Annotated in this window: 15 protein-coding genes and 1 pseudogene; 13 read left to right on the forward strand and 3 right to left on the reverse strand. The window is 69.0% G+C overall.

Features of this window, described 5'->3' with window-relative positions:
* The first annotated feature begins 4 nt into the window (after positions 1 to 4).
* From OHU89_RS17260 to OHU89_RS17270, 3 genes are all read left to right on the forward strand, one after another.
* Complete coding sequence (locus tag OHU89_RS17260; protein ID WP_405643939.1) at positions 5 to 178, forward strand: CsbD family protein; 174 nt, start codon at positions 5 to 7, stop codon at positions 176 to 178.
* 130 nt (positions 179 to 308) lie between these two features.
* Positions 309 to 938 (forward strand): hypothetical protein, encoded by a 630-nt coding sequence (locus OHU89_RS17265; protein WP_405643941.1) that lies wholly within the window; start codon positions 309 to 311, stop codon positions 936 to 938.
* Positions 938 to 1,366, forward strand: coding sequence for a hypothetical protein (locus tag OHU89_RS17270; protein WP_405643943.1), 429 nt, complete (start codon positions 938 to 940; stop codon positions 1,364 to 1,366). The genes OHU89_RS17265 and OHU89_RS17270 overlap by 1 nt, the downstream gene beginning before the upstream one ends.
* 92 nt (positions 1,367 to 1,458) lie before the next feature.
* On the opposite strand, the gene OHU89_RS17275 is transcribed toward OHU89_RS17270, so the two are convergent.
* Positions 1,459 to 1,623: a hypothetical protein gene (locus OHU89_RS17275; RefSeq protein ID WP_405643945.1), complete on the reverse strand. Its 165-nt coding sequence runs from the start codon at positions 1,621 to 1,623 to the stop codon at positions 1,459 to 1,461.
* Positions 1,624 to 1,852: 229 nt separating this feature from the next.
* Here OHU89_RS17275 and OHU89_RS17280 point away from each other — a divergent pair, with 229 nt between their 5' ends.
* The 4 genes from OHU89_RS17280 to OHU89_RS17295 all read left to right on the forward strand — a co-directional run bounded on the left by OHU89_RS17280 (position 1,853) and on the right by OHU89_RS17295 (position 5,560).
* Complete coding sequence (locus tag OHU89_RS17280; protein ID WP_405643947.1) at positions 1,853 to 2,758, forward strand: NADP-dependent oxidoreductase; 906 nt, start codon at positions 1,853 to 1,855, stop codon at positions 2,756 to 2,758.
* A 63-nt stretch (positions 2,759 to 2,821) separates the two neighbouring features.
* Positions 2,822 to 3,883 carry an alkene reductase gene (locus OHU89_RS17285; RefSeq protein WP_405643949.1) on the forward strand — a complete coding sequence of 354 codons (1,062 nt, stop codon included), beginning with the start codon at positions 2,822 to 2,824 and terminating at the stop codon, positions 3,881 to 3,883.
* Positions 3,884 to 3,891: 8 nt separating this feature from the next.
* Positions 3,892 to 4,371, forward strand: a complete 480-nt coding sequence (locus OHU89_RS17290; RefSeq protein ID WP_405643951.1) for a MarR family winged helix-turn-helix transcriptional regulator — start codon at positions 3,892 to 3,894, stop codon at positions 4,369 to 4,371.
* Positions 4,372 to 4,645: 274 nt separating this feature from the next.
* Entirely contained in the window at positions 4,646 to 5,560 is a 915-nt protein-coding gene (locus tag OHU89_RS17295; protein ID WP_405643953.1) for an SDR family oxidoreductase, read from the forward strand.
* Between the two features lie 537 nt (positions 5,561 to 6,097).
* On the opposite strand, the gene OHU89_RS17300 is transcribed toward OHU89_RS17295, so the two are convergent.
* Positions 6,098 to 6,676, reverse strand: a complete 579-nt coding sequence (locus OHU89_RS17300; RefSeq protein WP_405643955.1) for a TetR/AcrR family transcriptional regulator — start codon at positions 6,674 to 6,676, stop codon at positions 6,098 to 6,100.
* A 726-nt stretch (positions 6,677 to 7,402) separates the two neighbouring features.
* Here OHU89_RS17300 and OHU89_RS17305 point away from each other — a divergent pair.
* The 5 genes and pseudogenes from OHU89_RS17305 to OHU89_RS17325 all read left to right on the forward strand — a co-directional run.
* Complete coding sequence (locus OHU89_RS17305) at positions 7,403 to 8,221, forward strand: oxidoreductase (RefSeq protein WP_405643957.1); 819 nt, start codon at positions 7,403 to 7,405, stop codon at positions 8,219 to 8,221.
* Between the two features lie 50 nt (positions 8,222 to 8,271).
* Positions 8,272 to 9,123: an alpha/beta fold hydrolase gene (locus tag OHU89_RS17310; RefSeq protein WP_405643959.1), complete on the forward strand. Its 852-nt coding sequence runs from the start codon at positions 8,272 to 8,274 to the stop codon at positions 9,121 to 9,123.
* A 36-nt stretch (positions 9,124 to 9,159) separates the two neighbouring features.
* Positions 9,160 to 9,705: a low temperature requirement protein A gene (locus OHU89_RS17315; RefSeq protein ID WP_405643961.1), complete on the forward strand. Its 546-nt coding sequence runs from the start codon at positions 9,160 to 9,162 to the stop codon at positions 9,703 to 9,705.
* A gap of 197 nt (positions 9,706 to 9,902) precedes the next feature.
* The gene (locus OHU89_RS17320; RefSeq protein WP_405643963.1) at positions 9,903 to 10,901 is read left to right on the forward strand and encodes an alpha/beta fold hydrolase; all 999 of its coding nucleotides are present in this window, start codon (positions 9,903 to 9,905) and stop codon (positions 10,899 to 10,901) included.
* 636 nt (positions 10,902 to 11,537) lie between these two features.
* Positions 11,538 to 11,855 (forward strand): annotated as a pseudogene (locus OHU89_RS17325) (PIN domain-containing protein); the annotation flags it as partial.
* Between the two features lie 628 nt (positions 11,856 to 12,483).
* Here the strand turns inward: OHU89_RS17325 and OHU89_RS17330 are convergent.
* On the reverse strand, positions 12,484 to 16,050 hold the full coding sequence (locus OHU89_RS17330; RefSeq protein ID WP_405643965.1) for a BTAD domain-containing putative transcriptional regulator: 3,567 nt from the start codon (positions 16,048 to 16,050) through the stop codon (positions 12,484 to 12,486).
* Positions 16,051 to 16,451: 401 nt separating this feature from the next.
* On the opposite strand from OHU89_RS17330, the gene OHU89_RS17335 reads away from it, so the two are divergent.
* Positions 16,452 to 16,877 carry a Tat pathway signal protein gene (locus OHU89_RS17335; protein ID WP_405643967.1) on the forward strand — a complete coding sequence of 142 codons (426 nt, stop codon included), beginning with the start codon at positions 16,452 to 16,454 and terminating at the stop codon, positions 16,875 to 16,877.
* Positions 16,878 to 18,293 lie beyond the last annotated feature (1,416 nt).

Consider the following 18,293-nt stretch of genomic DNA (forward strand, 5'->3'; position numbering starts at 1 on the left):
AGCCATGAGCGTCGGGCAGACGATCAAGCACAAGACCCAGGCCTTCAAGGGCCGGTTCACCGAACGCATCGGCCGGACCACCCGCAACAGGCGACTGCAGCGCGAAGGCAGGACCGACCGGGTCGCCGGAAACCTCAAGCAGTCCGGCGACAAGGCCAAGAACGCCTTCAAGCCCTGACCACATACGCCCCGGGTGGTGACCACGTCACGTGGACACCACCCGGCAGGCCCGAACATCCCATCAGCCGACAGGAATTGACGGCAATGAAGCAGATCGACGCGCGAACCGAGAGCCAGAGAAGGCAGCCATGTTCACCATTGTGATCATCGCTGTGATCGTCATCGGCCTGGCCATCCTCCTCTACACCGGACGTGGACGAGTCCGGGGCAGTGGCGGGCAGGGGCTCAAGCGCCGCTTCGGCCCCGAGTACGCCCGCACGGTCGCCGCCCACAACGGCGACACCAAGGCCGCCGAACAGGAACTCGGCGCGCGTGTGAAGGAGCACGGCTCCCTCACCGAGCAACCGCTGTCGCCCGCGGCCCACGAGCGCTATGTGACGCGATGGGCCGCGATCCAGGAGCAGTTCGTCGAATCACCGCAGCAGGCCATCATCGAGGCGGACGCACTGCTGGCACGCCTGGCAAGGGACCGCGGCTTCCCCGACGGCGAGCAGTTCGACGACCAGATCGCCGCCCTCTCCGTCCACCACTCCCACTACGTCCAGGGCTACCGCAGCATGCACACGGCGGCCCGCGACCAGAGCGGCACCGAGGAAATGCGGGAGGCCATGGTCGAGGCCCGAAGCCTCTTCGAGGCACTGGTCGCCGAACAGACGACCGACTCCACCTCCGACAGGCGCCATCCGCAGTCCCCCGACGGCAACGGCCATGCGCCATGGGCACTGAGCCGACGCCACGCGAAGGGAAGCAGCACCTGATGTCGCACAACGCCGAACACGCACCGCAACCCCAGCCTGCGGCCCGGAATCCCGCGACCCCGCAGGCGCCCCGCACCGAACCCGCTCACGCACCGCGTGAGCCCGGCACCAGCACCGCGAGCCCCGACCGCACGCCCGGCCCGGACCTCATCGCGCAGGGCGAACGGGACAAGCTCACACGGCGCCTCCAACAGGCCCTCAACACCTTCGTCGACAACCCGCGCCAGGCGGTGGAAGAGGCCGACGCGCTCTTCGACGACGTCGCCACCCAGTTCACCGACACCCTCACCGAACGGCGCCGCGTCCTCCGTACAGGCTGGCAGGACCAGGACACCGACGCGCAGACCGAGGAACTACGGATCGCGCTCAGGCAGTACCGGGAGATCACCGAACGCCTGCTGCACATGTCGGCGCCCGCCGGCCGGTGACACCGTCCTCCTCGCAGGAAGCACAGCCGCCGCAGGAAACCGGTAGATGAACCACACCGGCCGACCGCGGCGGCTGTGTGCTGATGAAGCACTCAGTCCGGTCCGGTCGGCGACTCCGAAACCGTCCGGGCCGCCAACCGTGCGGCGTGCCGCCTGACGAGCTGCCGCAACACCACCCACAGACCCCCGCACACCAGCAGCGTCGCGCTCCCGGCGCTCACACCCCCGACCCGGCCGAACACTCGCTTTCCGGGCATGGAGCCCGTTGATCAGCACCAGGCTGGAGCCCGTCGAACTCGGCGGCTGCGCCGTGGCACTTCCTCGAGGAAGGCGCCTGACTTCCTGCGACGCGTGCTTCCAGTCGAGGCGGCCGCGATCGATCTTGCGGGGCCCAGGTGAAGAAAATACTTGGCTAGCCACATGTTTGCTGTTACGTTAATTATGTGTCTAGCCACCTAAATGGGTGGCGGCACGAGAGGAGTCGTCATGAGAGCCATCCTGTTCGACCGTTTCGGAGGCACGGAAGTGCTGCACGAGGCGGACATCGAGGTCCCGCAGCCCGGCCCCGGGCAGATCCGCGTCCGCGTCAAGGCGGCCGGGCTGAACGCGCTGGACGGCAAGATCCGCTCCGGGGCCATGGAGGCCGCGTTCCCCACGGCCCTCCCCGCCGTCCCCGGTGGCGAGCTCGCCGGCGTGGTGGACGCCCTGGGCGAGGGCGTGCGGGACGTGCAGGTGGGTGACGACGTGCTGGGCTGGTCGGACACCGGCTCGTACGCCGAGTACGCGCTGGCCACCACCGTGGCCCCCAAGCCCGCCGGCCTCGACTGGCAGCACGCGGCCGCCCTGCCGGTGGCGGGCGCGACGGCCGAGCGGGTCCTGGACCTGCTCGGCGTCGTGGCCGGGGAGACCGTACTGATGCACGGCGCGGCCGGAGCGGTCGGCACCCTGGCGGTCCAGCTCGCCACGGCCCGTGGAGCGCGTGTCATCGGCACCGCCGGCGCCTCGAACCAGGACTACCTCACCTCGCTCGGCGCCACCGCCACCCTCTACGGCGAGGGCCTGGTCGAGCGGGTCCGGGCGCTCGCCCCCGACGGCGTGGACGCGGTGTTCGACCTGGCCGGGAAGGGCGCCCTGGAGGACTCCATCACCCTGCGCGGCGGCACCGAGCGCATCGTCACCATCTCCGACTTCCGTGCACACCAGCTCGGCATCACCTTCTCCAGCAGTCCCCGGGAACGCTCCGCCGCCGGCCTGGCCGCGCTGGCGCAGGACGCCGCGACCGGCAAGGTCGTCACCACCGTCACCGCCCACCCGCTCGCCGAGGCCGCCACGGCCCAGCAGGTCAGCGACGCCGGGCACGTCCGGGGCAAGCTCGTCCTCACCGTCGGCTGATCACGCCCGCTTTTCCCCCTCTTTCGATCATCACCTGGTCATCACCGCACCGAAGGAACCCTCATGCTGAACGCCCTGTGGACACCGACCACCGTCGGTGACATCTCCCTCCCGCACCGCCTGGTCATGGCCCCCATGACCCGCGACCGCTCCACGCCCGAAGGCGTACCGACCGAGCTGAACGCCGAGTACTACGCCCAGCGGGCCTCGCACGCGCTCATCATCACCGAGGGCACCCAGCCCTCCACCGACGGCCAGGGCTACCTCCTCACCCCCGGCATCCACAATGACGAGCAGATCGCCGGGTGGCGCAAGGTCACCGACGCCGTGCACGAGGCCGACGGCCGGATCGTCATCCAGCTGATGCACACCGGCCGTATCGCCCACCCCGACAACACCCCGCACGGCCGTCAGCCGGTCGCCCCTTCGGCGATCCAGCCGCAGGGCGCGATGTTCACCATGTCCGGGCCTCAGGAGATGCCCACGCCCCGTGCTCTGTCGACGCAGGAGGTCGCGGCGACCGTCGACGACTTCCGCCGCGCCGCGGCGGCCGCCGTCGCGGCAGGCGCCGACGGCGTGGAGATCCACGGCGCCAACGGCTACCTGGTGCACCAGTTCCTGTCCGACAACACCAACCAGCGCACCGACAGCTACGGCGGCTCCCTCGACAACCGCATCCGCTTCGCCGTCGAGGTCGCCGCCGCCGTGGCCGAAGAGATCGGCGCCGACCGCACCGGCCTGCGCATCTCCCCCGGCAACCCCTTCAACGACATCGCCGAGTCCGACACCGCCGAGCTGTATCCGGCGCTCCTGCGCGCCCTGAGCCCGCTCGGTCTCGCCTACCTCCACGTGATGCACGCGGGCGACGAGGAGCTGCTGGGCACCCTGCGCGCGCTGTGGCCGACCACGCTGATCCTCAACCGGGCCGGCACCGACCTGCCCACCCGCGCCAAGGACGTCGACAACGGCACGGCCGACCTTGTCTCCGTCGGCGCCCTCGCGCTCGCCAACCCGGACCTCGTCGAGCGGCTACGCTCTGACGCGCCGCTGAACACCCCCGACCCGGCGACCTTCTACGGCGGCGGAGTGGCCGGCTACACCGACTACCCCACCCACACCGTCTGAGGAACCGCATGCCCGCCTCCACCCACCGCACCCCCTCCACGGCCAGCGAGGGGCCGATGAGCTACGCGATCTTCCAGCTCGCCCGCGCCCACCGCGCCCGCGCCGCCGTCATGCTCCGCGAGATGGACCTGCACCCCGGACAGGAGCTGCTGCTCATGCAGCTGCTCGACCGGGACGGCCAGACCCAGTCCGAACTGCTCGAGAGCGTCGGCCTGGACCACTCCACCGTCTCCAAGTCCCTGCGCCGCATGCAGGACGCCGGTCTGCTCGTGCGCGAGCCGGCCGCACACGACCGGCGTGTCATGGTCGTCCACCTCACCGACAAGGGCCGGGCGACGCGCGAGCCCCTGACGGCCATGTGGCGGGCCCTGGAAGAGACTTCCGCGCTGAACCTGTCGGCGCAGGAGGCGGAGTCCTTCGTCCGCACGGCCTACGTCATCGCCGACGCGATCAACAGCCGCGCTGTTCCGCAGGAAGAATCCGAGTAACTCCCCTCGGCCCGCACCCCGGTTCCGGCCTGAAGTGCGGACCCTCCCGCTCATCAGGACGGAACCCGTTCGGGTGCCGGGCAACACCCCGCGGGGCCGGCGAGCCCTACCTCGCCGCCGGCCGGCCGCACATCAAGGACGGCCGCCCCACCCCCGTCCAGGGCACCTTCGCCCTCCACAAGCTCCTGCAGGCCGACGGCGCATGCCCGCGGCCGCCACTGCCCTGCCCGCCCAATTCCCCCCACCACTGACCTGATGGAAAGTGAGACCCCCCATGACCACCACCCTCCCCGTCCTCGTCGTCGGCGCGACCGGCTCCCTCGGCGGCAAGGTCGTCGACGAACTGCTCAAGCGCGGCAAGAACGTCCGCGCCCTGGTCCGGCCGACCACCGACGCGAGCCGGCTCGAAAAGCGGGGTGTCGAGATCTCCCGTGGCGACATGCTCGACCTCGGCTCGCTCGTCGCCGCCATGAACGGCGCCGATGCCGTGATCACCACCGCCGCCGGCTACACCCGCGGCGGCAAGAACGCGCACGACATCGACACCGTCGGCAACGCCAACCTCGCCGAGGCCGCCCACCGCGCCGGCATCCGGCGGTTCGTCCTGACCAGCATCCTCACCAGCGACCAGACGCCCCAGGTCCCGCACTTCTGGCACAAGAAGGTCGCCGAGGACAAGCTCGAACAGCTCGGCGTCCCCTTCGTCGCACTGCGCCCCGGGGCCTTCCTCGACCAGATCGCGACCATGGCGGGCAACCCGATCGACAAGGGCCGCCTGACGTGGATCGGCAAGGCCACCGTCCCGCTGACCTTCGTCCACACCTCCGACCTCGCGGCCTACCTGGCGGCCGCCGTCGACGCCGACGCGGTCAATGGCGAGCGCATCGACATCGGCTGGGACCGTCCGGTCAGCATGCGCGAGATGGCCGACTTGATGGGCAGTCGGGCCGGAAAGAAGATCAAGGTGTGGGCCGTGCCCTCCGCCGTCGCCCGCGCCGTAGGAGCCGTCGCAGGCCGCTTCATGCCCCTGGTCAAGGACATGACCGCGATGTTCGCCTGGTTCGACACGGGCCGCTACGTCGCCGACCCCCGCCGCCAGGAGCAGCTGTTCGGCCCCGTCCCCACGGCCGAGGACACCCTCGCCCGGTACACCGACGCAGAGTTGACGCCCCGCCACCCGAAAAAGTGAACGTTTCCGCAGGTCAGAGACCTATACAGGTGGGGCGGGTGGGACTCGAACCCACGGCCGACGGATTATGAGTCCTTTGAGGATCTTGGCGACCCTTGCCGATCAATGCCAATCTTGGTCGTTTTCCCAGGTCAGACGCGGTTTACTGCCTCAGCCTTTCTCGGCCCTTGTCAGTCTTTTCCGATCCTTGTGTCCAACCTGCGTCCAGAACGCGTCCTGGAAGGACAAGCCCAACCAGCTTCCGAGACGATCGCCCCAGCTCCGGAGTGCGCCTCGAACTCGCCCGCAGCGGATTCCCCTTCCAACGAGCAGGGGCTCCGCCCCCACCACTGGGGGCGGAACGTCGGCGGCCGTTGCCGCAGGTGGCCTTGCCGTGTGCGGGGCCCGACCCCCGAGTGCGGGGCGCAGTGACCGAGGTACGCCCACAGTGTGTCCGTGCGGCCGTCGACGCCGAAGCATGCCACCAGGCGCGGGTGCCGCTGTCATGCTGCGGCGTCGACGGCCGACCGGAGTCCGGCGCCCTGTCGAGCATTGCTCTCAGGCGCGTGGTCCCGCGCCGTGCAGGAGTGTGTCGATGACGAGTGTGGCCAGTGTGTCCGGGTCCTGTGCGGCAGGATCCTGGTCCGCGCCGGGCCTGTTGAGGGCTTCGCTGAAGAGGGTGTAGTACACCTGCCGCGTCCAGTCCAGGTCCGCGTCCGGGGCGAGCAGTCCCTCATGCTGTGCCCGGTTCAGGAGTTCGACGGTGTGGGCGTTGATCTCCTCCCAGAGGGCGGCTGCGGCGGGGGTGTGGGCCGTGGCATGGCTGAGGGTGAAGCGCCAGGTGCTCTTGACCCGCAGGACGTTCACGGTCATCCGGTGCAGCGCCACGAGTGCGGGAGCGGACTCGGGCCGGGCTTCTTCGATGGCGTCGATGAGTTGCTGCTTCGCGGAGACGGCGAGCGCCTCCAACAGCGCCTGCCGGTTCGCGAACCGGCGGTGCACCGTGATCCTCGTCAGCCCCGCCGCCTCGGCGATCTGCTCCATGGAGGCGCCGGCGTCCTCGGCGAGGACCCGCTCAGCCGCCTCCAGAATCGCGCGCACACTGCGCTCGGCATCTGCCCGCAGTGCTCGGCCCATGTCTGCCTCCTGTCTCGTTCGCTACCTGGTCCCCTTATAGAGGATACGTGAACGCTACGGGTATCCCGATAAATGATTCTCAAGCGTTGCAGATGATGTTTCATCTGATACGCTGATGACACGGATTAAAGGTCGCACCACGTCGATGCGACGACTGGTGACGAGAGCTCGACGAAGTCGCCGGGCCGGGACACGCCTACGTCGCTCACGCAGAGCACCCGGCGAGACGGAGCGCCCGCGTTTGACGCCCGACTCGACAGGTGCGCCCGAACGGGACCGGAAGCCGGGGCGACATCGGCCGACACGGCCCCACGACGGTCCGTTACGACGGCGTACGCCAGACCGCCGCCAGGGGCCCAGTAGCCCGATAGCTTCCGAGAGTGAACGACTTGCCCGGCTCGTCCATGGCTACGGCGGTGCGCGGAATCCGGCCCTGCATCACGGATGGACCCGCGGTCATGGCGGCTCAGCCCTGCAGTCGGCCCCGCTGTCAGGCGGTCTGCTTCATCGAGTCGTCAGCGCGTCGACGAGACCCCACCCGGCAGCGTCCAGCCGTCTCTTGACCCTCCGTAGAGGATACGTTGACGCTACGGATAACCGATTAATTGATGCTCTGTTGTTGCCGCTACAGATAAATCTGATACATTGGTGAAACCGATTGAGGGATGCCGGAAGCGGTCCCTTCCACGGCAAGACACACGCGATCCCCTGAGTCAGGAGTCCGAAATGGCAACGACGACACGACCGGTAGCCCTCATCACGGGCGCGTCCTCCGGCATCGGAAAGGCCGCCGCCCTCGCGCTGGCCGCGGCGGGCTACGACGTGGTCGGCACCAGCCGCAACACCGTGCACGTCACCCCTGTGAAGGGCGTGACCTTCCTCGACCTCGATGTGACCAGCGACGATTCGGTGACCGCCGCGGTCGCAGCGGTGATCGACCGGTTCGGACGGATCGACGTCCTGGTCAACAACGCGGGCATCGGCTCGGCGGGCGCCGCCGAGGAAAGCTCCGCCGCGCAGGCGCAGGGCCTCTTCGACATCAACGTCTTCGGCGTCATCCGCATGACGAACGCCGTCCTGCCGCACATGCGCGCCCAGCGCAGCGGACGGATCATCAACATCTCGTCCATCGTCGGGTTCATCCCGCAGCCCTACATGGCGGCCTACGCCGCCTCCAAGCACGCCGTCGAAGGCTACTCGGAGTCCGTCGACCACGAGGTACGCGAGTACGGCGTACGGTCCTTGCTCGTCGAACCCGCCTGGACCAACACCGCGATCGAGGCGGCCACCGTGCGGCCCGACCAGCCCCTGGACGTCTACGCCAAGCGGCGGCTCGCCTTCGAGGAGTACATGGCCGGCGCGGTCAAGGGCGGCGACGACCCCGCCGTCGTCGCCAAGGAGATCGTCGCGGCGGCCACCGACGCCAAGCCCAAGCTGCGCTACACCGCCGGCGCCATGACCGGACGCGTCCGCACCATGCGCCGCATGGTCCCCTCCCGCATGTTCGACCAGCAGCTGCGCAAGCTCAACCACCTGCCCGCCTGACGACTCCCAGAAGACCTCCACGACACATCGACAGGAAGGCGAACCCCGCCATGAGCACATACATTGCAGACGCGGCCGAGGACCTCACCGTGGAAGGACCCTCCGCGACGTTCACCTACCGGCGCATCGGCCCGCGGGGCGGTATCCCGCTGGTCCTGCTGAACCGGGTCCGCGGGACCCTCGACTGGTGGGACCCGGAGTTCCTGGACCACCTCGCCGCCAGCCATGACGTGATCGTGTTCGACAACGTCGGCACCGGCTACACCACCGGCACCCCGCGCGACTCGGTCGAGGGGATGGCCGACGGCACCGTCGAGTTCATCGAGGCCCTCGGGCTGCCGCAGGTGGACCTGCTCGGCTGGACCCTGGGCGGCACCACCGCCCAGCACATCGCCCGCCTTCGGCCCGACCTGGTGCGCAAGCTGGTCGTGGCGGCCGCCAACCCCGGCGGCACCGTGCCCGGCGCCCCCGACCCGGACCCGAAGGTGCGGGCCACCATGACCAAGCCCGAGAACACCGGGGACGACCTGGTGTTCCTGTTCTTCCCCGAGACGGACACCGGCCGCGCCGCCGGGTACGAACACCTCGCCAGGGTGGCCACACGGCTGGCCACCGGACGCCCCGACGTGTCCGAGGCCGCGGCCATGGGCCAGATCGCCGCGATCCAGAAGGACGCGTCGATCCCCTTCGAGCAGGTGCGCGCGGACCTGGCAACCATCCGGCAGCCCGTTCTGTACGCCACCGGCATCAAGGACGCGATGATCCCCGCCCTGGCGTCCTACACCGCCGTCCAGTACGTCCCCGACGCCACCCTCGTCGCCTACAGCGACGCCGGCCACGCCTTCCTCTTCCAGCACGCCAAGGACTTCGCCGCCCAGGTGACGGCCTTCCTCGCCGACTGAGCAACGCCGTGAAACCGTCCAAGCAGGAGATTCGTCGTGGAGTTGACCAGCGTTCCGGCGCGCCGGGAGGTCACGCCGCTGGAGTTGCTCTTCGACCTGGTCTACGTCTTCGCCATCGGTCAGCTGTCGCATCGGCTGCTGGCCCACCCGACATGGACCGGCGCCGCCCAGACGCTCGTGCTCTACCTCGCCGTCTACGCGGCGTGGGCTTACACCACCTGGGCGGTCACCCTCGTCCCGGCCGAGGATCCGCAGACCCGGCGGATGCTGCTGGCGGTCATGTTCGCGGGGCTGTTCATGAACGCCGCGATCCCGCGGGCCTTCGGCGACGCCGGGTGGGTCTTCGGCGCCACCTTCCTGCTGCCAAACTCCGCGTCCGCGACCGGACAGAGGCCGTCGTCGTGGCCTACGAAAGCGGACTGGTTCGTCCTGGCGGATGACCCCGTCGGGCGCTCGGGATGGTTTCTGACGACACAGCCGATACCTAGGTTCTGGACATGTCGATCATGCGGGAGTTCCTTCGCCGCCCCCGGCTCACCGGCGTCGTCGCTCCCAGCTCCCCCACACTCGCGCAGGCCATGACCTCCGGTCCGGATCCGATCAGAAGATCACCGGCCCCATCGGGGCCTTCAGCTCCATACGGCGGCGGGCAGGGCTCGACGAAGTCGCCGGGTCACGAATAGCTCCACTCCCGCGCACCCCGCAAGAACATCCGTACGCGGAACGCACTGCAGGTTCAACGCGCCGGGGAAACCTCCGGCCCGACTCAAGGAATTGGCATGTCTTCAAGCAATCGACGTACCCAGATCTCCCGGCAGACTGCGATGGCGCTGGCCGGCGGGTCGGTCCTCGCCACGGCACCGAGCATGGCCAATGCCGTGGGCTCGAGCTCCAGTGGCACGGGGCACTCGGGCGCCCAGAAACAGAGCGCGGAGAGCGCCAGCACTGCCCCCAACCTGCGGGTCAAGGCCGCCAACGGCGTCACCTACCAGTACCGCCGCTTCGGCCACCCCAGTGCCGGCAGCGTGCCCCTGGTCTTCTTCCAGCACTTCCGCGGCACTCTCGACAGCTGGGACCCCAAGCTCATTGACACCATCGCCGCCAAGCGCGAGGTCATCCTCGTGGACAACGTCGGCGTCGGCGGCTCCACCGGCACCACCGCCAGCACCGTCCAGCAGATGGCCCTGGACGCCATCGACTTCATCGACGCCCTCAAGCTGCCCCGCTACGACGTGTTCGGCTTCTCCCTCGGCGGCGAGGTCGCCCAGGAGGTCGCCCTGCGCCGCCCCTGGCAGGTCCGCCGTGTCGTCCTGGCCGCCACCGGCCCCCAGGGCGGAGTGGACCAGCGCGCATCCGACCCCCAGATCCTCCAGCGGATCCTGAAGGACAACTCCGGCCCCGAGGATTTCCTATTCCTGTTCTTCAAGAACACCCCCTCCAGCCAGGCCGCGGGCACCGAGTTCCTCCAGCGCCTCGGGCAGCGCACCACCGACCACGACGCCCCCTCCAGCCTCGCCACCCGCGACCGCCAGCTCACCGCGTGGTCCGAGTGGGGTATCCCCGACAAGTCCAAGCTGGTACGCCTGAACGCCCTCTTCCAGCCCGTCCTGGTCGCCGACGGCGAGAGCGACATCCTCATGCCCGCCAAGAACTCCCACCTGCTGGCCGAATACCTCCCCGACGCCCAGCTGCACATCTACCCGGACGCCGGCCACGGCTTCCTCTACCAGTACGCCGTCAAGTTCGGCACCGAGGTAAACACCTTCCTCGACCGCTGACAGCACCTCCGCCGCGAGACGGTCACCGGCACGCACCGAGAGCACGGTGACCGCCGACCCTCGGTACCCCGACGTCATCGTCTCCGGACTGCCTCGGACCGTCATGCCACACGAGCGGCTGCGCCGGATCCTCGGCGCAGCCGCCGGCGTACGTGCACCGCGCGCTCTCGCCGGTGCACAGGAAGTCGGCGGAGCCGGCACACGGAAGGTAGCGCCTGACGGCCGATCGTCCGCGCACCCGCCGCGCCGGTATCAGCATTGCCTCCGCCCCCGGCCCGGTACCTGTGGATGGCTGCCCCAGCCTCGCAACCGTCAAATGGGACAACGAATCGATCCCGAGACACCGTCGGACTGGACACGTCTGCGCCCTCCCGGCCCCTGCACGGCCCCTGGGCTTGGCATCGGCCCTCGGGGCAGTCGCCCGTCCGGCGAGCGACGCCCTCGATCACCTACTCCGTCGCAGGTCAGACGGTTTGGAGCTGCCGGGCACCACTCGACTCCAAACCACGAGCAACGGATTCGGTCCGTTCAGGCGAAGTTGACGCTCCGACACCCGAGAATGAACGTTTCCGCAGGTCAGAGACGACCAAGTGGGGAGGGTGGAACTCGAACCCACGGCCGACGTACCGCACCCCCCTCGTCGCGATCTGCGACCTCATCGAACTGGAAGTCCTCTACTCGGCCCGTTCGGCCACGGACCGCGCCCGCTTGAAGTCGGCACTCGACACCCACTACACCTGGCGCCCCACGCCCGACGGTGTCTACCGCCGCTCCCGCGTCATCCAGGAACAGTTGACCGCCAAGGGAGAACACCGCAGCGCGGGCCCCGTGGACCTCCTGGTGGCCGCAGCCGCGGAAGAAGCGGGACTCACCCTGCTCCACTTCGCCCGCAACTTCGAAACCATTGCCCGCACGACAGGGCAGCCGATCCGCACGATCGACCTCAGACAGTAAAGCTCGCGCGGTGCCAACGGGCACCGAGCTTCTGACCGACCCGGCCGCCCGGCGGTCAGACGCTGCGGCCTGGGCCGTCTCCCGACACCCAGAGGTCACCGGGCGACACCACCTCCGGATCCTCGCGTCCAGCCAGCGTCCAGAATTCGACGTCCAGACGCTCACACAACCCACCCACGGCGCCGTCCTCCAGCCGTGGGCTGATACGTCTGCGCAGGTCAGAGCGACCTCAACTAACGCTGATGGCAACGGAGTCGAACTCACGAGCAGCGGATTCCGCCCCGTGGACCAACGCCCTGAATCCGCACCCCAGATGAGACGTTTCCGCAGGTCAGAAGCCTGCACAGTGGGGCGGGTGGGACTCGAACCCACGGCCGACGGATTATGAGTCCTTTGGGGATCTTGGCGGTCCTTGCCGATCAACGCTCATTCTTGACGTTTTCCCAGTTCAGACACGTTGATCCGTGTCAATTCTATGAAGTGCTTGTCGATCTGTTCCTGTCCTTGTGGCCCCTCAATGGCCCCTGAGCGTCTTTCGGTCGGCGCGCCTACAGGAGCAGCAGGCTCTCCCCCCGGCGAGTAACCCTTGGGGGACTCGCTCCAGCGGAGCTTGTGCCGTCCGGGAGTCTCAGATCCCGGGTGTGATGCCGGTTGTCGAAGGCGGAGTTCGGGCGGCGATGCGGTCGTGTTCTTGATCGGCCAGTGCGGCCAGGGCCGTTGCCCCGCAGCCAGTGAACAATGCTCTCGCTCGTTCCAGCTGCGCGAGTCCTTCGGGCCGGCGATCGACGCCGGACAGTGCGATGCCCGCCGTCAGCCGGGCTGTGGCTTCATAGAGTGGCATTCGAGCTGCGCAGAACGCGGCAGCGGCCTCGCACGCAGCCTCTGCCGCAGCCGCGTCTTCCCTTGCGAGGTGTACCTCGGCGCGGGCCAGCAGAGCGAAGCCGAGCTGTCCGGGCGGTCTGTCGGGGCTCACAGCGGATGCTGCGCGGCCGGCCCACATCTCGGCAGCCACCACATCGCCCCGGGCCAGTTCCGCACCAGTCAACAGCCGCAACCACACTGTGCGCACGGGTGCTTCGAACGCTGACATTTCGGGGCCACCACCCGCTTCGATCACCCTGCGGACACAGCCCGCCGGATCACCGGTGAACAGCAACGCATTGCCGAGCATTCCGAGGATCGCCGACCGGTACTGGGTCGGTTCGGGGCCGGCCTGCGAAAGCGACTCCTCACAGATCTTCAGTGCTCCGGCGAAGTCTCCCCGCCACATAGAGACCGCCGCGTTCACCGCCTCGGCCAGCGAGCGTGGCTCGTTGCTGCCGACGAGTGATGCCGCCTCCAGTGCGTCGTCGGCGTACTTTGCTGCCTCGTCCAGATGCCCCTGCCACATCAGTACGTATGCGGAGGCTGCGAAGAGATCGGCGAGCATGAGGCTTTGGCCGGTACGACGGGAAAGGTTCAGGCCCTGACCGAGGTGCCGGAGCGCGACGTCGTAGTGTCCCAGGAACATTTCCGTCCAGCCGATCGTGACCAGGGTGTCGATCTGGTCGACCAGTTGCTGGTCATCGGCTTCGTCGACTACTTCCAGTACCAGGTCCAGGTAGTCGGTCGATCGGACGGAGTCCCCGGCCAAGGTATGTGCCAGTGCCAGCAGACTCCGGACAGCGGTGATCCGCCACAGGTCGCCGATGGTTTCTGCCAAGTGCAGCGCGCGTTCGCCCCAACCGATGGCTGTGGGGAAGTCGGCTGTGCGAAGCGCGACCGTCGCGACCCCCATCTGCAGAGCGGCGGTCTCGGATTCCGGACGGTCGTCGTGGTCCGCCAGTTCCCGAAGCAGCAGCGACGTCGCCTTCTTGTAACGGCCGAGCTTCCACTCCACCGTGGCTCGGGAGACGGTCAGCCGAGCCCGCTGAGCCCGTGCCTGCGCAGGCGGGAGAGAAGCGGTCGTGCGCAGGACGTCGCGGCTTTCCAGCAGTCGTCCGGCCATGCCCAGCGCATCGGCCTGCTGGAGCCAAAGTTCGGGCCGCAGCCGACTCTGCTCACCGAGCAACCGCAGGGCTTCCTGCGTCCAGTGCGCGGCAGCGGCCGGTGCGATCGTCATCACCTGACGGGCGGCCCGTACCAGTACGTCAACGGCATGTTCGTCTCCCACCCGCGCCGAACGCTGAACGTGCGACGCCTGGGCGGTCAGCGGTGCGCCGTGCAGCGCCAGGCCGTGCGCGGCCCGGGTATGCGCCTCGATCCGCCAGCCGGCGCCCGACCCCTGGTACACCGCTGCCCGCACCAGCGGATGACGGAACCGGAATCGGCGCGTGGAGCCGATCTGGCGTACCAGGTCCCGCTCCGCGACCTCGTCCAGGGCGGCAAGGGCCTGTGCCTCACCGGTCCGGGCCACGACTGCAACCATCTCGGCTTCGAAGGAGTCACCGAGCACCGCGGCCGCCTGTGTACAGGCCCTCGCAGTGGCCGACAGACCTCCCAGCTCCTCCAGCAGTGCGGCACGCACCGATTGCGGCAGATCGTCGGCGACAGGCACCGCGTCGGCCGGGACCACCGACGGGCTTTCGTTCCCGGCGCTTCGGGCCAGCGCCTCCAGGTAGAACGGGTTGCCGCCGCTGGCCTCGTACAGCCGTCGGAAGCGCCAGTGATCCGGCCTGGCCCCGCACAGCTCCGCTCCCTCGGCCGGGGACAGCGGCCCCAGCTCGACCCTGGCCACACTTCCCTCCGTTCCGGCCCGGGCCAGTGCCGCGGCCAGTCGCGGCGGAGCCTGCCGGGGACGGTAGGCGAGGGCGAGGAGCAGCGGTGTCCTCGGCGGGTGCCGTACCAGATGGTCGATCAGCTCGGCTGTACCGTCATCCGTCCACTGCAGGTCGTCCAGGCTGAGCACGAGCCCGCCGTCGGCACTCAGCGCCTCCAGCAACGTCCGCACCGCCCGGTGGAACCAGTACCGTTCGACCGTCACCGGCTCCAGCCCGGCCGGGAATCGGTCACGGAGTGCGGGGAAGACCGTACTCAGCAGCGCGAACGCGCCGGGCAGTGATCCATCGTGCCGGAGCCGGAGGAAGTCCACACGGCCGAGGTGGTCGTCCAAGGCGTCCACGAACGCACCGTACGGAGCCCGGTCGAACTCCACGCTGCGGCCGGCCAGGGTCACGAAACCGCGCAGTCTCGCCCGTTCGCCCAGTTCGCCGAGCAGCCGTGTCTTTCCGATACCCGGTTCCCCGACCACCTCGACCACCGCTGGCGCACCGGCCAGGGCATCCTCTATCGCACCGTCGAGAACCGCCAACTCCGCTGCCCGCCCGACGAGGTGGCTCCCCGTCCGGGGGCGCCGCGGTGTCGGCGGGCCGGGCAGGTCGGCGCCGTCCCGTGGGGTTCCCACCGGCGGGGGCGTGGGTGACGGGTCCGGCCCGAGAGCGGGTGCGGATCCCGGAGCACGCCCGGCGGCGGGGACGTTCAGTGCGGGGTCGGTGGTGAGGATCTGCTGGTGCAGTTGCCGCAGCGGGAGGCCGGGGTCACAGCCGAGCTCTTCGGCCAGCAGCAGCCGGATCTGCTGGTAGCGGTTGAGGGCATCGGCCGGGCGACCGCAGCGGTACAGGGTGAGGATGAACTGGCCTGCCAGTCGTTCGTCCAGTGGGTGCATCTCGACCCGGGCCGACAGCTCGGACAACAGTCCACTGTGGTGACCGCAGCGGAGCCGGACGTCGGTGTGGTCCAGTTCGACCGCGCCCCGTTCTTGGTCGACCGCGTCGCGGAGGGCGTTGATCCAAGGGGTGTCCAGACCCGCGAAGGCATCTCCCCGCCAGAGGCCGAGTGCCTGCCCGAACAGGGTTGCAGCCTGCTCGTTCCGCGCGGCCGCGCGGGCCCGTGCGGCAACGTCACGGAAGCGGTGCAGATCCACTGCCGCCGCCTCGACGTCGAGGACATACCCACCGGAACGGCGGACGATATCCGCCCCCTGGGCGACGGCCAAGGCCTGCCGCAGACGGGAGACATAGCCGTAGACCGTGTTCCGGGCCCGCTGCGGAGGACGGTCGGCCCAGACGCGCTCGACGAGCTGGTCCACCGAAACCACCTGGTTGGCGCCCACCAGCAGCACTGCGAGCACACACCGCTGACGGGCATGGCCCAGATCGACGATTCGGCCGTCCACCCGCGCCTCGACGCTGCCGAGCACACCGAACTCAACCGTCACAGCACGCCCCCGACTCTCAGATCCCACCCTGGCATAACACCTTCGACCAGCCAATTCAACGTTTACTCAAGGTTCGCCGACGGTCGGCCGAGCATCTTGGTCCAGGACAGGAAACAGCGCCACGAAGAACCCGGAGGCCCAGCTCGGCAAGCGTTCAGCCGCACAGCGAAACGCCGCACCCGACGTGCGGGCAGTCAGCGACCCCGCCGGGGGCGTGGAGTGGCGCCTCCGCACCAATTGCCCCGGATACGCACGCAGTTAGCGGCAGAACGCAGGCTGTCGCACTGAAGCCACAGCAACCTCGCCCCGGGGTGCGAGCAGCACAGCCCTTGGGCCTCTGTCCCGTCGTCCACCCAGTGGATCCGTTCCCAGTCACACCATCGACATCCAGGAGGACCGCCATGGTCAATGGCATCACGCTCAAGAGCGTTCAGAAGAAGCTCGCGGTCGCGGCCGCCGCCGCAGGCCTGGTCATGGCCTTCTCCGGCCAGGCTCAGGCCGCGAGCTATTACCAGAGCACGTCCGACGGCTGCGCCTCCGTCAACGGCTCCTACAACTACTGGCAGGTCGCGACGGGCTACGACACCAACTGGGACTTCACGATCTGGGACAACTGCGCAGACGGCAAGGGCGCGGGGCTCTACACCACCTACCAGAAGTGGGAGAACGGAGGGTGGAACTACCACGGCTACACCAAGCTCGGTTCGGACAGCAACGGTGCCAACAGCACCCCCGGCTACGCGAACGGCAACGGGCACAGCGTCCGCGACGTGAAGCTGTACGTCTGCTTCGTCGGTGACGGCAATTCCTGCGTGTCGCTGTTCTAGCGTTCCCAGGAGTCGGTCCGGGTGAGCCCCCGGCATCCGCCGGCGACACCCCCGTAGGGGCAGGGAGGGCGCGGCTGAAGTGCGCAGAGGCGCCGAGCCCCTGATGTACGGAGATGGCGTGGACGCCACGGCACCGGAGGAGGGGGCCTGTGTGGCAGCGGCAGCAGCTCAGTCTCTGCCACCGGATCCGGGCAGCACACCCGCCCCCCTCGTGGCGCCCGTTCTCCTCCTCATGGAGGACGGGCGCACCGGGCTGCTCGGCCGCCCCTGCCCGTCACAGTCCGCGGAGACCGAGGCCACTACTCCCGCAGACCTACACCGTGAGGGGGTTCGGATGGCCGATCGCGAGGGCCGCTGGTGGTCATCTGTGCCACCGGCCGGCAAGGTGGCGCGACCGCACAGCGCCTGCTCAAGTGTGGCCGGCCGGTCAGGACCCTGGCGTGAATCCGGTTCACTGTCCGTCAGGGCGGTGCGTGCGGCAGGCGCCGGCCTTGTCGTCGGCGACCCGGCCGATCCGACGTCACTCCCCGATGCCGTAGATCGCGGTACGCGACATCGGCGCGTTCGCCGCCGCGATCGCGGTCGAACTGGCCCGAGCACTTCCTCGGCCGGACCCCTCGAGATCGGCGGGGGGGTCCTCACGCCTCGGCGATCGCCGGGTCAGGAGCCGTCGGCCTGGTACCTGCGGACGTGCTCGGCCAGCGGGAGGGGCGTCTCGTCCAGACCATTGACCGACCTCCTCGCCATGCGTGCGCACGCCCCCGTGGCAGGCGAGGATCTGCTTGTCGTCGCGGTGGGAAACCACCACCGCCTCCGAGTCGGGTGTGTTCCGGTAGTCGGTGGCACAGATGAGGCAGAGGCCAGACCCGAGAGCCCTTCCCACGCGGTGTCGCACAGACCTCCGCCATGTCCCCTCCGGGACCGTCCGCGACACACAGAACAGCCGGACGCCAGACGCTCTCCCGGTAGCCACTGCTTCCACTGGACACCAGGTGCGCTATCGGCACGCCGCCGACGCCCTACCCGCGCCTGCGTACCGGCCACACCGGTATCTGCACTGCCTCCGCCGCCAGCCCGGTGCTCAACTGGTCACCCTGTGGATGGCAGCCCCAGCCGCGCAACCCAGCAAATGGGACAGCGCATCGGCCGGAGGCACCGTCGGTCGGCGCACTGCTGCGCTCTCCGGGCCCCTGCGCGGCCCCTTGGCCTGCGCCTCAGCCCTCAGGACAGTCGCCCGGACCACGAGCGACACCCTCGATCGTCTACTCAGCCGCAGGTCAGATGGGTTGACGCTCCCCCGACCGCCGCCGAACTCCAAACCCACGAGCAGCGGATTCAGTCCGTTCAGGCAAAGTTGACGATCCGCCACCCAAAAATGAACGTTTCCGCAGGCCAGAGACCTGCACAGGTGGGGCG

The organism is Streptomyces sp. NBC_00019 (assembly GCF_045041015.1).
Lineage (GTDB): Bacteria > Actinomycetota > Actinomycetes > Streptomycetales > Streptomycetaceae > Streptomyces.